Origin of the sequence: Xylanibacter caecicola (assembly GCF_013166515.1) — a bacterium.
Lineage (GTDB): Bacteria > Bacteroidota > Bacteroidia > Bacteroidales > Bacteroidaceae > Prevotella > Prevotella caecicola.
Genome location: NZ_JABKKJ010000002.1, coordinates 76,005 through 93,771 on the forward strand (window position 1 = coordinate 76,005; position 17,767 = coordinate 93,771).

A 17,767-nucleotide genomic window follows, 5' to 3' on the forward strand; every position below is an offset into this window, starting at 1 on the left:
AAGGCTTGAAGTGTGATGCTTCAAGCCTTTTTACTTATATTCAATTCCGGTTTATCTTTTGCGTATAACCTTATCTGTAATTGTCTTGCCGTTTGCAAGTGTCATTTTGCGTATGCTTATGCCCTGTGCCGGTTGCTCCAACTTTCTTCCGTCAAGAGTATAGTATTCTATCTTTGATACTTCGGAAGTCATTATAACATTTCCTATGCCTGTTGTTTGCAGTACAGGGTAGTACTCATCTACAGCAGATTCAGCATCGGCATTTTGTGCTTTAATAATATCTTCAACCAACGAGTTTGCATAAACCTCAAGGTTTGTGTAATAGCCCTTGGGGTCAAGTGTGTACAGATTTCCGTCACTTGCATCGTTGGGATTAAGTCCGTTGGCGGTCTCCCATTCGTCAGGAATGCCGTCTTTATCACTGTCTACAGGTGCTTTCCCTGCTTCCGGGCTAAGCCATGGATATGGATTGGATCCTTCATAGTCAGGAATGACGTCTGTACATTTGTCTATAATACCCTTCCATCCGTTGAGTGAGCCGGTGTATGTCGTTGTTCCGGTGCGTGCTTCTTCCATATAGCGTACATCATGTCCGTCTCTGTATAGGCAGGCTCCTCCATATTTAAGCATCTTTTCAAAAGCAACTTCAGCAGAGTGGGTAGTTACATCACCTGCATAAACAGGAGCATCAAGAGCCACTTTTACGCATGATTTACCGTTGTAGTCCGTATGTTCTCCCACATAGTAGTTCTTATTATCTACAGTATATCTTTCTCCATTGATGGTTATATGACCGTTATCAAATAAAACGCCTTTCCAATCGTAGTTCTTTGGTGAAGAAGCAGCCGATACATAATTCCCTTTGATATAGTAGCGACTTGCCATTCCTATAAGGGCACTGTTTGTACTGTTGCCCGATTCTCCTACACTTGCCTGAAGAACACGTGTCTTGTTTTTTGTGGCAGGACCTGCTTTGTAATAGCAATTTACAATATTACAATAACCGCCTCCGGGACCTCCGTAACATCCGTTGCCGTTTCCCCAGTTATAATATACATTGTTGCGCATGTCAACTCGCTCTGCTTCGACTGTATTTGAGTAGTCTGTTTTATCATAACCGCTCCATTCGTAACGTGCGCCGTTTATTCGTGGTACGCGGTTGTTTACATGGGCAATCATCGTGTGATGAAAAGACGCATTCTTTCCGCCCCATATACCACCATAGCTGTGGGTTCCTTTTGTATGACCTGAAGCAAGCCCTTCTGCGCATACACACCATTGCATGGTGAAGTTCTTGTTGTCATACCATGATGCAACTTCATCGGTACTCCATGAGAAAGAACAGTGATCAAGTATTATGTTGCTGCGGTTACGTCCCCATGCAGCGTCTGCACCGTCGTCTGTTGAAACGAGCTCACCGCGGCGGAAACGGACAAAACGTATAATGACGTTGTTTGCCTTGTTTTCAAAAGTCTGGTCACAGATTGTAATTCCACCCGGTGATGTTTGTCCAAGTACACTCACGTTGCCGTTACTTATGGTTAAGTTAGATTTTAGATGTATATCACCTGCCACATCGAATATAATGGTTCTTGTACCTGATGCTTTTAAAGCTTCGCGAAGTGATCCGGTACCACTATCATTCAGATTTGTAACATGAATGACCTTTCCACCACGTCCGCCTGTTGTTGTATATCGGGCAAAACCCTCTGCTCCGGGGAATGCCGGAGCTTGCGCAGTCTGCGCAACAGCCGTCGTACTGAGTACAACGGCTGTAATAAATGCTGATATAGTTCTTTTCATTTGTTTATGTTAGTCATTAAGTTTTTTATATCATATCCCATGCGTTCCATTTCGAGCGAAGCCCATATAAAGGGACCTACACCCTTGCCGTCATTGTCGCGGATAGGCTCGCTTATATAGTATTCGAATGAACCGTCGCGACGTTTGTTCTCCTTTACCTTCGGTGCGGCTTTCAGAACGTACTTGTTTATGCCCGGACCGAGACCTGATACTTCGCAGCAGCGTGTGAGCGAGATTGTCTTGTCTGCATTGACGCGTACAAACTGTTTCAGTATTCCCTTGTATGCCTTTATGCCTGCCTCTTTCAGTTGGTTGTCAAAGTATCCGAGGCGTGAGCCTTTCAGCAGGACGTATGCAAACATTGAAGATGCTGTCGCCTCAAGATAGTTGCGCTCGTCGTTGACATCCATCACATCGTACCACACTCCTGTCTTGTCGTCCTGATACTTCACGGTGTTCTTCATTACCTTGTTAAGCATTCTGATGAAGTCGTCGCGGTGTTTGTTGTCTTTGGGCAGAGCGTCGAGCACCTCAAGTATCGCCATGGCATACCAGCCTTGGGCACGTGCCCATGTGTGCTTTGACAGTCCTGTTTCCTTATCTGCCCAGAACATGGTGCGTGTCTCGTCCCATGCATGTTTCCACAATCCGGTTTTCTCGTCGAAAGTACGGTTGAATGTCTTTGCTATCTGCTCGTGCGCATCGTCATAGTATTTTGCTGCTTTCTTCTCGCCTTTCAGTACAGGGGCTGCCATCGTGTAGAACGGATGTCCCATGTACACACCGTCCAGCCATACCTGGTTTGCGTATATCGCCTTGTGCCACCACACACCGTCGGTGGTGCGGGGCTGTTTCTCAAGTTGTCTGAATACCGTACGCAACGCGATTTCGTTTTTCTTTTCAGGGAAAAGGTTGTTCATTCGCAGAATGAAGCGTGCCGGACGTGTGTTGTCAAGGTTGAAGTCCTCATATTTATATCCTGTGATGTTGCCTTCAGCGTCAATCATCTTTGCCGGATACTCTTTGAGATAATTTATTATCTTCTCGTTCTTGTTCGCCTGCCATGCGTCGAGAAGAGCCTCCAGTTCAATGCCTACCACGTATCCCCATTTCGGCTTTTTTGCAAAATCGATGAGCGTAGGGTCTGGGTTGCGCTGTATCTCGGACATTGCCATCCACTCGCTGTATGTGGAGTAGGGAGCTTCGGCAAGTATTATATTTCCGTTTATCTTCAGGTTCTCAAAGTTTATGTCGTGGCTCTTGCCTGTGCGGCGTACCGGTTCTTCCGTGACACCGTTGAACGTACAGTTCTTTACATTTATATTATATATGTTGCTTTCGTCCTCAAGACCGTTGAGCAGTATGCCGTATTTTGATTTCTGGCATGTCACGTTCTCCATCCATACATTGCGTACCGTTGGGTTGTGTCCGCGTTCTGCCGCCTCTTTCGGCTGGTAGTGCAGGTTTATGCGCATTACAGCTTCCTTGCATACGCCCACCGTTACGTTTCTCATGTAAACGTTTTCTGTCACGCCTCCGCGGCATGAGTTTGTCTTTATGCGCAGTATGCGGTCGAGGTTGGGCGAATCCATCCGGCAGTTCTCAACAAACACGTTCTTGCAACCGCCTGAAATCTCGCTACCAATCACCACACCTCCGTGACCGTCCTTCATCGTACAGCCGCGCACAATGATGTTCTTTGAGGGACGTCCGTCGCGTCGTCCGTCGCCGTTGCGTCCGCTCTTTATGGCTATGCAGTCGTCTCCCGTGTCGAATATACAGTTTTCGATCAGCACGTCTTCGCATGACTCAGGATCGCAACCGTCGCCGTTGGGACCCTCGTTCTGCACCTTTACGCCACGCACGGTGATGTTCTTTGAGAATAGCGGATGCATTACCCAGAACGGAGAGTTCAGCATGGTTACGTTCTCTATGAGTATGTTTTCGGAATTAACGAGGTTTACAAGCTGCATGCGCAGACCTTTGCCCATTCCGAACACACGCTTTTCAAGAGGTGTGTTGTCCTCGCACATCTTCTGGAGTTGGTCTCTGTATCCGAGTGTCTGTCCCGGTGCCGGATAACGGCAGTTCTCTTTTGTCTTTTCCTTGTCATAGCCAAAGAACGGAACGCCGGTCCACTGCCAGAAAGTATCATTGTTTCCGTTGCCGTCGATTGTTCCCTCACCGGTTATCGCAATGTTCTTTGCTCCGTTGGCGTATATGCACGGTGAGTAGTTGTACAGGTCAAGTCCCTCATATCTTGTATATACAAGCGGATAAAGTTCCGGCTGGAAAGCGAACTTAAGCACTGCGCCTTTTTCCAATACAAGGTTGACATTGCTCTTAAGTGTGATGGCTCCGGTCATGAATGTGCCTTCCGGAACAATGACCTTGCCTCCGCCTTTCTTCGAACACAGGTCTATAGCCTTGAGTATGGCTTTCTGGTTCTTTGCAGCCGTGGCTTTTGTCGAAGCCCCGTATTTTGTTATGTTGTATGTACTTTCGTTGAATGTAGGTGCAATTATCCTTGATTCGATTTGTTTGTATAGACCTTCATCCCAACCGTCGGCAATTATGGCCAGCGGAAAGAGCAGTAGGGCAAGGATTATGTTTGTCTTTTTCATGTTTGTTGCTGTTTTTGGGGGAATGGGAGACCTCTGAGTTCTCGGAGAGTTCTGAGAACTCAGAGGTCTCCGAGATTATTATTTCCAGTTTGTTGTAAGGTTCTCAAAGTAGATATCGTGGCTCTTGCCGGTTGCTTTTATAGGATCTGCGGAAAGACCGTTGAACGTACAGTTCTTTACATGTACGTTGTAAACCCTGTCTTCATCGTCAAGTCCGTTTATGAGCACGCCATGTTTGGACTTCTGACATGTCACGTTTTCCATGAAGATGTTGCGCACAGTCGGTATGTGTCCGCGCTCTGCAATCTCATTAGGTTCATATACAAGGTTTATGCGCATCACTGCTTCCTTGCACTGACCCACTTCAATGTTACGCATATATACATTCTGGATGATACCTCCACGGCATGTGTTAGTCTTTATGCGCAATACGCGGTCAAGGTTGGGCGAGTCCATCTTGCAGTCTTCTGCAAAGATGTTGTCACATCCGCCTGATATTTCCGAGCCGATGACTACACCTCCGTGTCCGTCTTCCATGACACATTTGCGTATTATCACGTTCTTGCACGGAACGTTTGCACGCAGACCGTCAGCATTTCGTCCGCTCTTTAGGGCTATGCAGTCGTCGCCGGTGTGGAATGTGCAGCCTTCTATGAGTACGTTCTCGCATGACTCGGGGTCGCAACCGTCACCGTTGGGACCTTCGTTGAACACTTTTACGTTTCTTACTATGAGGTTCTTGCAGAACAGCGGATGCATCACCCAGAACGGTGAGTTCAGCAGTTCCACACCCTCTATGATGACATTGTTGCAGCGTACAAAGTTCACGAGCTGCGGACGCAGTCCTTTTCCCTTGCCGAATACACGTTCTGCCACAGGAACCTGGTTGTCGCTCATCTTCAGCAGTTCGGCACGTGTACCCACCTTTGCCGTACCTTGCCACTCGTCTACGCCTTCCTTATAACCGTGGTGTTTGTTGCCTTTCATGTACCACCAGCGTTCGTTGCTTCCGTTTCCGTTGATGATACCCTCTCCTGTCAGTCCGATATTCTCGCAGTCTATGGCATATATGCACGGCTGATAGTTCATGATGTCAAGTCCTTCCCAACGTGTATATACCAGCGGATACAGGTCGCGGTCAAAAGCGAATACCACTTCCGCACCTTTTTCCACAACCAGATTTACGTTGCTCTTGAGTGTTATGGCGCCGGTGTTCCATTTTCCTGCCGGTATCACCACTTTGCCTCCTCCTGCCTTGTTGCAGGCAATTATGGCTTTGTTTATTGCTTTCTGATTCTTTGCTGCCGTAGCTTTTACCGATGCTCCGTATTTTGTAATCTTGAAAATACGGTCGGCAAATACCGGAGCCTTGATGTTTTTCTCAATCTGTTTGTACTCTGTATCCCATACGGATGCCGTCATCGCCATAGGGAACAGCAGGCATAATAATAATGTCTTTAGATGTCTCATAAATTTAAAATTATAATGTATTCGGTTTAAGTTTGATTTATCGTAATTTGTTGCAGCCCGGAAAGACTGCTCCGATATGTAGTTTGATTTATTTTGTATGTTTTCACAAACTTGCACAAAGATACACATTATATTATAATTAATTGTCATCGGTACTCCGTTTTTTAGAATAATTGGGATTTTCATGTCAATATTAAATATCTTATTCAGCCAAAGTGATTTGCATGAAATGAAGATACTGATGTTGCATATCGTTACGATTAAATGTTAAAGATATTAATTTTTAATATAAAAAGTTTGTCGTTGTCATTATAAAACTTTATATTTGCGATATCTTATTTATGATTTCGATAGTTTTACGAAATCAATTCCGAGGTTGGCTGCATCCTGCGTCAACCTCTTTTTATGATATATGTCATATTTTTGCAAGTTCTTTTTATAATGTAAAAACAACTTTTTAGGCTTATAATCAAACAAATATGTGAAAAAAATGTGCAGGCTAAGTATTTATGCGTATATTTGCATCAAAGAATTGGCATTGTAACCGCAAGTCGGACAAGACTTGACACTTGCTATTGCTTTTCAAGCAAATATAAAAACTGTATTTGCAGTAATTAAAGACTGATAACTAACTATTTAAAAAGAAAGAAAGCCTATTGTAACATCATTTACTTCAAAAAACAAAATGAAATAAATAATGAAGAATATCAATGAACTGACCGATGAGGAATTGGCTCTGGCATACATTGATGGAAACAATGGGGCTTTTGACTTGTTGCTGTCCCGCAATCAGTCCAAGTTGTTTTCATATATCTTATTTGTAGTTCACGACCACGACAAGGCGGAAGACATCTTCCAGGAAACCTTTGTGAAGGTCATTACAAAGCTGCATCAGGGAAAGTATACCACTTCCGGCAAGTTCTCTGCATGGATTATGCGCATTGCCCACAATGTCATTATGGACAGGTATCGCGACACGCGCACCCAAAGCATTGTGGAACCTGCGGCAGGTAACGACCTTTCAAACATCAAGTCCTGCGATATATTGGACTCTAATATCGAAGAGCATTTTATAAACGAGCAGGTGCTTAAGGATGTCAAGAAGATGATGAACTTGCTTCCGGCAACGCAGCGCGAGGTGGTGTTCATGAGATTTTATCAGGAAATGTCATTCAAGGAGATAGCCGAAACTACCGGTGTAAGCATAAACACATCGCTCGGACGAATGCGTTATGCCATACTGAACATGAGGAGAATGGCGCGCGAGCACAATGTGGTGTTACAGATGGAGTGAAGCTAAGGTTTTAAGGTCTTAGGGTTATGAGGTTATAAGGTGCAATTTGAGGTTGTAAGGTTGGAGGTCTTAAGGTTATAAGGTGTGGTATGTTATATTGTATTTATCATCTGATGATCTGAAACCTAAAAACCTGAAACCTGTCACCGGACATTTATCACCTAATAACCTGATACCTCAAATTCTGATACCTGAAGACAAGCTATCTTGTCTTCAATCCTTTCAGCCATTTTATTTTCTCGTGCGGATTGTCGGCTTTAAACACATAGCTGCCGCTCACAAGTATGTTCACGCCGGCGTTTACAAGCAGAGGTGCCGTCTCATCCTGTACCCCTCCGTCCACTTCTATCAGTGCCTTTGAGCCGGTACGGGCAATAAGTTCGCGCAGTCTGGCAACCTTGTCAATGGTGTTCTGTATGAATTTCTGTCCCCCGAAGCCGGGGTTTACGCTCATCAACAGCACCATGTCCACATCTTTTATTATATCCTCGAGCATGTTTACGGGTGTAGACGGGTTCAGTGTCACGCCCGCTTTCATCCCTTCATTGTGTATTTCCTCCACTGTGCGGTGCAGATGTGTGCACGCCTCGTAGTGCACGTTCATCATCATAGCCCCCGTTTTTGCCGTCTGTTTGATGTAGCGTTCGGGTTTTACGATCATCAGATGCACGTCAAGAGGCTTGGTACATGCCTTGGATACAGCTTCCAATACAGGGAAACCGAAAGAAATGTTCGGCACGAACACACCGTCCATCACGTCCAGATGAAGCCAGTCTGCATCGCTGGAGTTTATCATTTCTATGTCTCGTTGCAGGTTAAGAAAGTCGGCAGCGAGCAGCGAAGGTGATACAAGCGTTTCCATTTGCACCCTTTATTAGTTTAAACAATACACCTCCGTGCGTCCGTTCATTTTTATTGCACGGTATGTATATGCAATCTGTCGGATAAAGTTCAGCGTCTTTTCAGACGGATTGATTTCGTCATGTGTAAAATACTTCATAGGCAATAAATGTTTATTTCATATATAAACAACGTATGTTGCCTTGATTTTATTACACGTCGGCGAATATTTTTACTGTTCTACAATCTCCTTTGCCTTTGCAAGTGCTATGTTTATGTGGCTGCAGATGTTGTCTTCGCCTATAAGTTCGTAAAAGCCGCTGCGGGCAAGCACGCCGTGTACGTTGGGATTTACGCCGGACAGCACAATCTGTATGCCCTCCTTCTGGCTCATCGTACACAGGTTGGTAAGGTTGTGTATACCGGTGGAGTCTACAAACGGCACCTTTCTCATGCGTATTATGCGCACTTTCGGACGGTTGCCGAAGCGTGCCATGATCTCCTCGAAGCGGTTACCCGCACCGAAAAAGTACGGTCCGTTTATCTCGTACACCTCCACTCCGTCGGGTATTATGAGGTGTTCGTTGTTCTCCAGCTTGATGTCCGACTCGTCGTTGGGGTCTATCTCGTCCATTATTACTTTCACGTCCGTGGTCTCGGACATACGCTTCATGAAGAGCAGACAGGCGATTATCAGTCCCACCTCTATGGCTACGGTGAGGTCGAATATTATCGTGAGGAAGAATGTTATGAGCAATACCGTCACGTCGCTCTTCGGATTTTTCATCAGAGCCATGAACGAGCGCCAGCCGCACATGTTGTATGACACGACGACAAGTACTCCTGCGAGACACGCCATGGGTATGTATCGTGCGAGAGGCATTAGGAACAGGAATATCAGTACGAGCACTATGGCGTGTACGATGCCTGCCACCGGTGTCTTACCGCCGTTGTTGATGTTCGTCATCGTGCGTGCTATCGCTCCGGTTGCAGGTATTCCGCCGAACAGCGGTGTGGCAAGATTGGCGATACCCTGCCCTATAAGCTCGGTGTTCGAGTCGTGTCGGTCGCCTATTACACCGTCTGCAACAGTTGCAGACAGCAGCGACTCTATGGCTCCGAGTATGGCTATTGTCAGTGCAGGCGACACAAGTCCCTTTATCGTTTCCCATGTCAGTCCGGGCAATTGCGCCTCCGGCAACTGCGCGTTGATGGTGAAACGGTCGCCGATGGTCTCAATTGTGGCTACTCCCGCAAAGTTTTTCAGCAGCAGTGCAGCCACTGTCATTACGATAATGGCTATCAGCGAACCGGGTATCTTCTTGCTGAACCGCGGCGTGATGCTTATTATCACTACACTCAATATGCCCACAATGGCGCACCAGATGTCTGTTGTGCCGAGGTTTTGTATGTATACAATCCATTTTTCTATGAAGTCGCCCGGCATTTTGTCAATGGTAAGTCCGAACAAGTCTTTTATCTGCGTGGTGAATATCGTCACGGCTATACCGCTTGTAAAGCCCACCACGATGGGGTAGGGTATGTATTTGATGATGGTGCCGAGCCTGAGCAGTCCGAAAAGTATCAGGAACACGCCCGCCATGAGCGTGGCTATGGTCAGCCCCTGCATGCCGTATTGCTGTATTATTCCGTATATTATAATGATGAATGCACCCGTAGGACCGCCTATCTGCACCCTGCTGCCACCGAAAACAGATATTATAAAACCTGCCACAATGGCTGTGATGATACCCTTTTCGGGCGATACTCCAGAGGCTATACCGAAAGCGATGGCAAGCGGAAGTGCCACGATGCCCACGATGATGCCTGCCATAAGGTCTGCCGTAAATGTTTTCTTGTCATAATGTTTAAGTGCCGTGAACATGCGCGGCTTAAACTCAAAAGCTTTCATTTTATTTCTGATTTGAGTGACGGACGTGTGTCCTTAAAAACAATACTTTATATTTTTAAGGTTGCAAAGGTAGGGAAAATAATTAAGAATTAAAAATTAAGAATTAAGAATTGGGTGCTTGAACTAATTAAGAGCTGAACTAATTAAGAGTTAAGAAGTAAGAATTAGGCATTAAATTAACGCGAGTTTGCCGAATTATACAAACCACCCCTGCCCCTCCTTTGAAAAAGGATGGGACGCTGTGATGGTGCCATATACATATAATAATATGCTTGTTAACATCATCCAACGTATGTTTCAATAGAATACTTCCTGCGCGTCCCCGCCTTTTTCAAAGGAGGGGCAGGGGTGGTTTGTAATATAATAGGGAATATAAATTCATTGAACTCGTTAATTGGCTCAATTCTTACTTCCCAATTCTTAATTCTTAACTCTTAATTCTTAATTAGCTTAAGCTCTTAATTAGTTCTGATGAAGTTCATCGGTGTCCACGGTTCGCGCTCCGGTTTGTCACCGGTCTCCACTCCGTGTATCTTCTTAAGCATCCACGCCATGTTGCATGCAAGCGTGCGCATGGTCTGCATTCCCTCTATGTCGCGGGCGGTCTCGCCCTCCTCACGCCCGTAGGCGATGTTCCAATACTGTGATGTCACTATCGGCATGTTGCACATCTGGAACGGCATCTGCAACGTCTGGAATGCCGCTGTGGCTCCGCCGCGGCGGCACACGCATACCGCTGCCGCCGGTTTGCCTATGAAGTTCGCCCCTCCGGCATATAGCATTCTCTGCTGCAGGGCGAGAGCCTGCGCCGCCGGCTGTCCCCAATATACCGGTGTACCGATGACGATGGCGTCGCACTCTGCCATTCTTTCTATCACGGTGTTTGTGATGTCGTCGTTGAACACACAGCGGCTGTCGGCATTATCCTTGCACTTTCCGCAGGCAATGCACCCGCGTACCGCCTTGCTGCCTATCCATATCGTATCGCTGTCGATGCCCTGTGCCGCAAGTTGTCGTGCCACTTCCGCCAGTGCCACCGACGTGTTGCCTTCCTTGCGCGGGCTTCCGTTTATAAGTAATACCTTCATTTTCCCTTGTTGTGTGTCATTCTATTACTACTGCCGTGCCGCTTGTCGCCACCATAAGCATGGAACCGTTCTGTCCCACTGTCTCGTAATCGATGTCTATACCCACTATTGCGTTGGCGCCAAGCTGTGCCGCACGCTCCTGCATTTCACGCATCGATGTCTCTTTACCTTCGATGAGCACTTTCTCATAGCTTGCGCTTCTTCCGCCTACTATATCGCGTATTCCGGCAAAAAAGTCCTTTACAAAGTTCGCGCCGATTATCGTTTCTCCTGTCACCACGCCCTTATATTCGCGTATTGTGTGACCCTCTATTGTATGAGTTGTTGTAAGTATCATTGTTGTTCTTTTATGTTAGTTTACGACAGGCAATGCGTTGCATGTCATCTGTATGCCGACATGACGTTGACAAAATGTAATGTATATGCCCGTTATTCCTGTCTTTCTGTATTTCCGTAACCCCGAAATACGCCGCTTCTTCTGAATTTTTCTTCCCGTCAGGCTGAAAACGGGCAAAATGAGTGTGCAACTCTAACGTGAACATACACAGAGTTTTATCCCGTTTTATTCGGTGTGTGTGCAGCACAACATGTCCTTTCTATTCGTAAAGACGGCATTTTGCGGTGCCAAAGGTGCCCTTTTTGACTGCTAAAGATGCCCTTTTCAAGTGCCAAAGCAGGCATCTTAGGAGTGTAAAACAGGTATGTTTGACCCTCAAAGTGCGTATCTTCGCTATATTTTCCGCCTGTATTCACGCCGCAGAGCACCTTTTCCGGGGTCTGCCGCGTGTAGTTTGTCCTTTTTCGCGGACGTTTTTCAAGTTACATATTGTTGCTGTTTTCCGGCATGTCGCTTACACTTCTTATTTCCTTTCCTCTTTCAGCAGATCCCTTATTTCGGCAAGCAGCTTCTCTTCTGCCGACGGTGCGGGTGGTGCCGGCGGTGCGGCAGGCTCCTCCTCTTTCTTCTTCGAAAGACTGTTGATGCCCTTCACCATCATGAATACGCAGAAAGCGATGATGATAAAGTCGAGGGTTGTCTGGATAAAGTTGCCGTAGTTTATTGTTGCCGGCTGTAACTTTTCAAGTCCGACAACGTCTACCGACGGTAGCGTGAACTTAAGGTCGGAGAAGTTTACACCGCCTATTATCCACCCTATCGGCGGCATGATGATGTCGTCTACTATAGAAGATACAATCTTTCCGAACGCCCCTCCGATGATGACACCCACTGCCATGTCTACGGCATTGCCCTTGACGGCAAACTGTTTGAACTCGTTTATAAAATTACTCATACGCTTTGTTTTTTATAATATTTAATATAGAATAGTGTGCAAATATAGAAAAAAATAGTAACTTTGCAGCCGAAAAGAATGAAAAAAGCCGATTGGCGTCTTTAAAGGTTATTAGTATGTCCCGTTGACGGGCGCTGAAATAGGTATATTTAAGGATAAGTTTTTAACCCAAAAATAATAATAAAAAAATGATTAAGATTGGTATTAACGGTTTCGGTCGTATCGGCCGTTTCGTTTTCCGCGCAGCTCAGACTCGCGATGACATTCAGGTTGTAGGTATCAATGACCTTTGTCCGGTAGACTACTTGGCTTACATGCTGAAGTATGACACCATGCACGGTCAGTTCGAGGGTACAATCGAGGCTGACGTAGAGAACAGCAAGCTGATTGTCAACGGCAAGGAAATCCGTGTTACTGCAGAGCGCAACCCGGCTGATCTGAAGTGGAACGAGGTTGAGGCTGAATATGTAGTAGAGTCTACAGGTCTGTTCCTGACACAGGAGAAGGCTCAGGCTCACATCGACGCCGGCGCTAAATACGTTGTAATGTCTGCACCTTCAAAGGACGCTACTCCTATGTTCGTTTGCGGTGTGAACTTCGATAAATATGAAAAGGGTACACAGTTCGTTTCTAACGCATCATGCACGACAAACTGTCTGGCTCCTATCGCAAAGGTTCTGAACGACAAGTTCGGTATCACAGACGGTCTTATGACAACCGTTCACTCTACAACAGCTACACAGAAGACCGTTGACGGTCCTTCTATGAAAGACTGGCGCGGTGGTCGTGCAGCTTCCGGCAACATCATTCCTTCTTCTACAGGTGCTGCAAAGGCTGTAGGTAAGGTTATCCCCGAGCTGAACGGCAAGCTGACAGGTATGTCTATGCGTGTTCCTACTCTGGACGTTTCTGTTGTTGACCTGACTGTAAATCTGGCTAAGCCCGCTACATACGCAGAGATCTGCGAGGCTATGAAAGAGGCTTCAGAGGGTGAGTTGAAGGGTGTTCTGGGATACACTGAGGACGCAGTTGTTTCTTCAGACTTCCTCGGCGACACACGTACTTCTATCTTCGACGCTAAGGCTGGTATCGCTTTGACAGACACATTCGTTAAGGTTGTGTCTTGGTATGACAACGAGATCGGTTACTCTAACAAGGTTCTCGAGCTTATCGCACACATGAAGAAGGTTAACGGATAATCCGATTATCACGTTAGTATAATAAAAAGGAGCCTCCCGACAAACTGTCGGGCGGCTCTCTTTATTATGGGAGATAAATGGAAATATAAGAAACAGAGGGGAGATAAATTAAGATAGGAGAAGATAAAGGAAGATATAATACGTATGTCTTGTTACTTGGTTCAAGGCTATTGTCCTATATCTTCCGTGGCTTTAGCCACATATCTTCCCCTATCTTCTTTTATCTCCTTTTTATTTCACAATCTTCTTTCCATTGACGATGTAGATACCTTGTGGAAGTCCCTGTATTGCTTCATTGGCGGTTATCTTGCCGTTGAACTTTCTTAATGTTCTGCCGTCTATGGTTGTCACAGTCGTTGCGACGGGCGTTGATGTGCGGTCAGCGACAACAGTATTGATGCCTGTTGCGTATTCGGATGTCACGTCCAGCACTTTGTAGTGACCGTTGTTGTCCTTTTCGGTTGTTACGATGAAATAGCTTGTCTGCTTGACGTTCTGTACGTTTTCTGTCTGTTGACTGCCTTTGTTGGTGTTGAACACGAAGTTCACGTAGTCGTCGTTGCTGTTCATCGTGTAGTTTAACGTATACCACTGCTTGCCGCCCTGTGTGGTTGTTGTGGTTATGTTGTCTCCGGGCCATGATGTGGCTGTGGGCTTGTGAGAACCGTCACCGCCCCACGACCATACGTTCATGCTTTGCCAGCCCACCTGGTCTGCGTTCACGTTGACAGATATACTGTATGGCTTGAACGACTTCACCGAGTATTGGCGCTCTGTCTGTCCCCACACTCTTCCGTTGTATAGCAAGGCTGTCTTCATTGTGTAGCTGCCTTCGGGAAGGGACAAAGTTGTTCCGTTCTCTATCGTCAGGCTGCTTGCTGTCGGAGTGGTGTTGTCGATTGTGTACACAATCTTCGCCCCTTCGGTTTCGGTTATGGCGCGAAGCGTGACACGTGTGTCGTCGTAGTATGTGCCCGACGGCAGTGACGGCCATGCCGTTTCCTGAGATTTCTCAATGAAGTATCTGTAGTTCTTTCCCTCAGCGGAGAGAGCCCAGTTGCCTGTAGTTGGCGTGTAGTCGGCTGCCGACGAACCTACTGCGGCGAGCAACTTGCCACGTGTGCCTGTCGATGTGAGTACGTAACGACCTACGTAGTTCTCGTTTTGCGTCCATGAACTTTGGTTGTTTATACCCGTAAGATTGCGCAATAGAATCATGTTTTTGATTTCCGGCTTGTAGGCTAGCCAATGCTGTAGGAATACACATGGCGTGCCCGGCATGGCGAGCAGATAGGCATTGGCAGCAAGAGTGTCTTTGCGGATTGGGTCTTGCGGATTGTCTGAGCGTGTCTGCGTGTCGTGGTTTTCAATGAAAGTCACGGCATATCGACTGTAGGCTTGGTCTGTGGCAAGTCCTCCATTGCCGAGCTTGCTCCAGTTGCTGTTGTTTGCAGCGTCGCGTATGGCATAGCGCATAGGGAAGTCGAAGGCTGCGCTCTGTATGGCGTTGTTCACCTTTGTGCCGTTAATCCAGTTGATTACGAGCTGTTTGTTTCCGTCGAAATATTCACCTATGGAAAATTGCGGTTTGGCGGCATCGTTGTAAAGTGCTGTGAATGATGCGGAATATCCTTTCACCATATCATAGCGCACGCCGGCATAACCGAGGTCATTGAGCAGGAAGTTGAGGTAAGCCTTTACGTTGTTCTGTACGTTGAGGCTTTTGTGGTCGAGGTCGCGTGCGAAGTCAACACCATCGCCTGTGTCATAGTTCTGGCTTAACTGGTATCCGTTTTGTTGTGCCCACTGTGCTGTTTTGCCGGAGCAGTCGTCTTTGCAGATGTCTGTTGGCAGGAGCTGATAAGTGGTTCCGTTGTATGTCTCCTTGGGGAAGTCTACCCAGTTTGTGAGCGTCTTGCGGTGGTTAATCACCACGTCGGCTATCGTGCCCAGTCCTTTCTGTTTGAAAGTTTGTATCATGGAGCGAAGTTCATGTTCCGAACCGAAGGCACTCTTGTAGTTATCAAACCAGTAGAGCGGGTCGTATCCCATTGATTCGGAACCGCAGTTGCCGCTTTGCGGTATCCAGATGAGTTTGAAGTACTGTGACAGCTCGTCGGCTTGGCTTTCGAGGTTCTTCCAGTTTGTGGCATCGTAGCTGTTCCAGTAGAAACCTTGTAGCATCACGCCTTCGTAGGCGGCGGGCCATCCTTGCGCCATCATTATGGTTGAGGTGGCGAGAGTGGCAAGGAGTGTTGATAATTTCTTGTGTCTCATATTTTTCTTATTGCTTATGTTTAATGTTTTGAGGCTGTGCTTTATAGTTCGAGAATCATCGTGGCACGAGGCTGTAGGGTGATGTCTTTGGTTAGACATATCTTTCTGCCCGTGAGGATATTTGTAGCCTCTGTTGCGTCTTTTATTATTTCGGCGTAGTGTGCTGTGTTCATCTTCTTCCGGTGGCTTGTGCCGTTGAGTATGGTGAGCACCGCTTTGTCTTCGAGGGTGCGTGCTATGACGTATACCCCGTCTTTGGGGATGAATTGTGTCTGCTTGCCTTCGGTGATGAGTTTGTTGCCCTGTCGCCAGTGAAGCAGCCGTGAGAGCCACAGGAACATCTGCTGTTGCTCCTTTGTCCGTCCTTCTGCTGTAAAGGCATTATCGGAGTCTCCGGGGAAACCGCCGGGGAAGTCGCGGCGCACGTTACCGTCGGTCACTTGTTTTGTGCCGTTCATCAGAACTTCCGTACCGTAGTATAGCTGCGGTATCCGGTTTATGGTGAGCAGCATAGCAAGAGCCTGTTTAAGGGCAAGCGTATCTTGACCGTCGGCAAGGAAGCGGTCGGTGTCGTGGTTCTCTATGAACGCCATTACGTGCGACGGATCGTTATACAGATAGTCGTAGCAGAGAGAGTTGTATATGCGGTTGAAACCGTTCCACCATGTGTCCGTCTCCTCATGCTTTGCCTGGTTAAGACGGTCGAAGAAGGCGAAGTCCATAACCGTCTTAAGGTTAGAGTTCATGTTGGATAGCTTCGAGTCTTTCTGCCATGCTGCGGTGTAGGCAGGTTCCGTTACCCATGTTTCGCCCACGGTGTTGAAGTTCGGGTATTCTTTGTTAAGCTCTTCCATCCATTTTGCCATAGCCTTGCGGTCGGCATAGGGGTAAGTGTCCATTCTTATGCCGTCGATACCTGCTGTCTCAATCCACCACTTGCTGTTCTGTATAAGATAAGTCATTAGGTGCGTATTTCTCTGGTTAAGGTCGGGCATTGTGGGCACGAACCATCCGTCAACGGTTTCGCTTAGGTCCGCCTGGCTGGCGTAAGGGTCGAGCACGGGCGTAAGCTTATAACTCGTCTGCACATATTTGTCGTTCACCATGGCGGCACCGTCGATGGTTTTAGCCTTTTTGTTGTTGGCTTGGTTTTCTGGCAGCAGCCATTCGGGGTTGTTAAACCAGTCTTTTGAAGGCATGTCCTTGACCCACGGATGTTCAAAGCCGCAGTGGTTGAATATCATGTCCATTACCACTTTCAGCCCCTTTTTGTGAGCCTCTTCAATGAGCTGCGAGTATTCCTCGTTGGTGCCGAAGCGTGGATCCACACGGTAGTAGTCGGTAGTTGCGTATCCGTGGTATGTACTCTGTTTGCCGTTGTCGGGAGAATTGTTTTCAAGAACGGGTGTGAACCACAGTGCCGTGACGCCCAGTTGGTTGAAATAGTCGAGATGCTGCCTTATGCCGCCGATGTCGCCTCCATGTCGCAGACTTGGTTCCTTGCGGTTGATGGAGTAGGGATGCATGTCCTTGATGTTGCTCCTGTCGGTTCCGCTGTTGGCAAAGCGGTCGGGCATGAGCATGTATAGCACGTCGGCATTAGAGAAACCCTGTCGGTCTTCGCCCTTCATCGCTCTCTTCTTAAGGTTATAGCTAATGGCCTGCTTAAAGCCTTTGGCGGAGAATTTGAGGTTCATCCTGCCCGGTTGCGCATCCTTGAGGTTCATGTATACAAGCAGGTAGTTAGGCGAGTCGAGACGCACTACGCTGTCGATGCGTGCTCCGGGATAGTCGGTCGATACCTCTGCGGCACGTATGTCTTTACCGTATACCATCAGTTGCAGTTGAGGGTTCTTCATGCCTGCGAACCAGTCGGCAGGCTCTATTCGTGAAATTTTTGTAGCTGCGCTCATTGTTATTGTGCTGCCCAATAGAAGGACAGAGATAGCTGATTTGAAATTCATAATT

The 17,767-nt window shown here is 47.0% G+C and carries 13 protein-coding genes; 2 read left to right on the forward strand and 11 right to left on the reverse strand.

Annotated elements, in window-relative coordinates; genetic code table 11:
• Window positions 1–51: 51 nt before the first annotated feature.
• From HPS54_RS02070 to HPS54_RS02080, 3 genes are all read right to left on the reverse strand, one after another.
• A complete protein-coding gene (locus tag HPS54_RS02070; protein WP_216653014.1) occupies window positions 52–1,803 on the reverse strand; it encodes a pectate lyase family protein in 1,752 nt (583 codons plus the stop codon).
• Window positions 1,800–4,427 carry a glycoside hydrolase family 88 protein gene (locus tag HPS54_RS02075; protein ID WP_172343817.1) on the reverse strand — a complete coding sequence of 876 codons (2,628 nt, stop codon included), beginning with the start codon at window positions 4,425–4,427 and terminating at the stop codon, window positions 1,800–1,802. The genes HPS54_RS02070 and HPS54_RS02075 overlap by 4 nt, the downstream gene beginning before the upstream one ends.
• Before the next feature lie 78 nt (window positions 4,428–4,505).
• On the reverse strand, window positions 4,506–5,897 hold the full coding sequence (locus tag HPS54_RS02080) for a glycoside hydrolase family 28 protein (RefSeq protein ID WP_172343818.1): 1,392 nt from the start codon (window positions 5,895–5,897) through the stop codon (window positions 4,506–4,508).
• 697 nt (window positions 5,898–6,594) lie between these two features.
• Here HPS54_RS02080 and HPS54_RS02085 point away from each other — a divergent pair.
• Window positions 6,595–7,191 carry an RNA polymerase sigma factor gene (locus HPS54_RS02085; protein WP_172343819.1) on the forward strand — a complete coding sequence of 199 codons (597 nt, stop codon included), beginning with the start codon at window positions 6,595–6,597 and terminating at the stop codon, window positions 7,189–7,191.
• A 202-nt stretch (window positions 7,192–7,393) separates the two neighbouring features.
• Here the strand turns inward: HPS54_RS02085 and rpe are convergent, their stop codons facing one another.
• From rpe to mscL, 6 genes are all read right to left on the reverse strand, one after another.
• A complete protein-coding gene (gene rpe / locus HPS54_RS02090; protein ID WP_172343820.1) occupies window positions 7,394–8,053 on the reverse strand; it encodes a ribulose-phosphate 3-epimerase in 660 nt (219 codons plus the stop codon).
• 12 nt (window positions 8,054–8,065) lie between these two features.
• Window positions 8,066–8,191 carry a hypothetical protein gene (locus HPS54_RS12985; RefSeq protein ID WP_256378088.1) on the reverse strand — a complete coding sequence of 42 codons (126 nt, stop codon included), beginning with the start codon at window positions 8,189–8,191 and terminating at the stop codon, window positions 8,066–8,068.
• Between the two features lie 72 nt (window positions 8,192–8,263).
• On the reverse strand, window positions 8,264–9,943 hold the full coding sequence (locus HPS54_RS02095) for a SulP family inorganic anion transporter (RefSeq protein ID WP_172343821.1): 1,680 nt from the start codon (window positions 9,941–9,943) through the stop codon (window positions 8,264–8,266).
• A 458-nt stretch (window positions 9,944–10,401) separates the two neighbouring features.
• Window positions 10,402–11,031, reverse strand: a complete 630-nt coding sequence (locus HPS54_RS02100; RefSeq protein WP_172343822.1) for a flavodoxin family protein — start codon at window positions 11,029–11,031, stop codon at window positions 10,402–10,404.
• Between the two features lie 16 nt (window positions 11,032–11,047).
• Window positions 11,048–11,368, reverse strand: coding sequence for a heavy metal-binding domain-containing protein (locus tag HPS54_RS02105; protein WP_172343823.1), 321 nt, complete (start codon window positions 11,366–11,368; stop codon window positions 11,048–11,050).
• A gap of 523 nt (window positions 11,369–11,891) precedes the next feature.
• On the reverse strand, window positions 11,892–12,323 hold the full coding sequence (gene mscL, locus HPS54_RS02110; protein WP_172343824.1) for a large-conductance mechanosensitive channel protein MscL: 432 nt from the start codon (window positions 12,321–12,323) through the stop codon (window positions 11,892–11,894).
• A 188-nt stretch (window positions 12,324–12,511) separates the two neighbouring features.
• Between mscL and gap the strand changes: the two genes are divergently transcribed.
• Complete coding sequence (gap, locus tag HPS54_RS02115) at window positions 12,512–13,522, forward strand: type I glyceraldehyde-3-phosphate dehydrogenase (RefSeq protein ID WP_172343825.1); 1,011 nt, start codon at window positions 12,512–12,514, stop codon at window positions 13,520–13,522.
• A gap of 231 nt (window positions 13,523–13,753) precedes the next feature.
• Here gap and HPS54_RS02120 read toward each other — a convergent pair whose 3' ends face one another.
• Window positions 13,754–15,799, reverse strand: a complete 2,046-nt coding sequence (locus HPS54_RS02120) for an alpha-amylase family glycosyl hydrolase (protein ID WP_172343826.1) — start codon at window positions 15,797–15,799, stop codon at window positions 13,754–13,756.
• Window positions 15,800–15,840: 41 nt separating this feature from the next.
• Window positions 15,841–17,763: a glycoside hydrolase family 13 protein gene (locus tag HPS54_RS02125; RefSeq protein ID WP_172343827.1), complete on the reverse strand. Its 1,923-nt coding sequence runs from the start codon at window positions 17,761–17,763 to the stop codon at window positions 15,841–15,843.
• Window positions 17,764–17,767: the final 4 nt, after the last annotated feature.

Excerpts from the sequence above, each read along its gene's own strand:
- HPS54_RS02070 (WP_216653014.1), bottom strand. The coding sequence starts at position 1,803 with ATGAAAAGAACTATATCAGCATTTATTACAGCCGTTGTACTCAGTACG.
- HPS54_RS02075 (WP_172343817.1), bottom strand. The coding sequence starts at position 4,427 with ATGAAAAAGACAAACATAATCCTTGCCCTACTGCTCTTTCCGCTGGCC.
- HPS54_RS02080 (WP_172343818.1), bottom strand. The coding sequence starts at position 5,897 with ATGAGACATCTAAAGACATTATTATTATGCCTGCTGTTCCCTATGGCG.
- HPS54_RS02085 (WP_172343819.1), top strand. The coding sequence starts at position 6,595 with ATGAAGAATATCAATGAACTGACCGATGAGGAATTGGCTCTGGCATAC.
- rpe (WP_172343820.1), bottom strand. The coding sequence starts at position 8,053 with ATGGAAACGCTTGTATCACCTTCGCTGCTCGCTGCCGACTTTCTTAAC.
- HPS54_RS12985 (WP_256378088.1), bottom strand. The coding sequence starts at position 8,191 with ATGAAGTATTTTACACATGACGAAATCAATCCGTCTGAAAAGACGCTG.
- HPS54_RS02095 (WP_172343821.1), bottom strand. The coding sequence starts at position 9,943 with ATGAAAGCTTTTGAGTTTAAGCCGCGCATGTTCACGGCACTTAAACAT.
- HPS54_RS02100 (WP_172343822.1), bottom strand. The coding sequence starts at position 11,031 with ATGAAGGTATTACTTATAAACGGAAGCCCGCGCAAGGAAGGCAACACG.
- HPS54_RS02105 (WP_172343823.1), bottom strand. The coding sequence starts at position 11,368 with ATGATACTTACAACAACTCATACAATAGAGGGTCACACAATACGCGAA.
- mscL (WP_172343824.1), bottom strand. The coding sequence starts at position 12,323 with ATGAGTAATTTTATAAACGAGTTCAAACAGTTTGCCGTCAAGGGCAAT.
- gap (WP_172343825.1), top strand. The coding sequence starts at position 12,512 with ATGATTAAGATTGGTATTAACGGTTTCGGTCGTATCGGCCGTTTCGTT.
- HPS54_RS02120 (WP_172343826.1), bottom strand. The coding sequence starts at position 15,799 with ATGAGACACAAGAAATTATCAACACTCCTTGCCACTCTCGCCACCTCA.
- HPS54_RS02125 (WP_172343827.1), bottom strand. The coding sequence starts at position 17,763 with ATGAATTTCAAATCAGCTATCTCTGTCCTTCTATTGGGCAGCACAATA.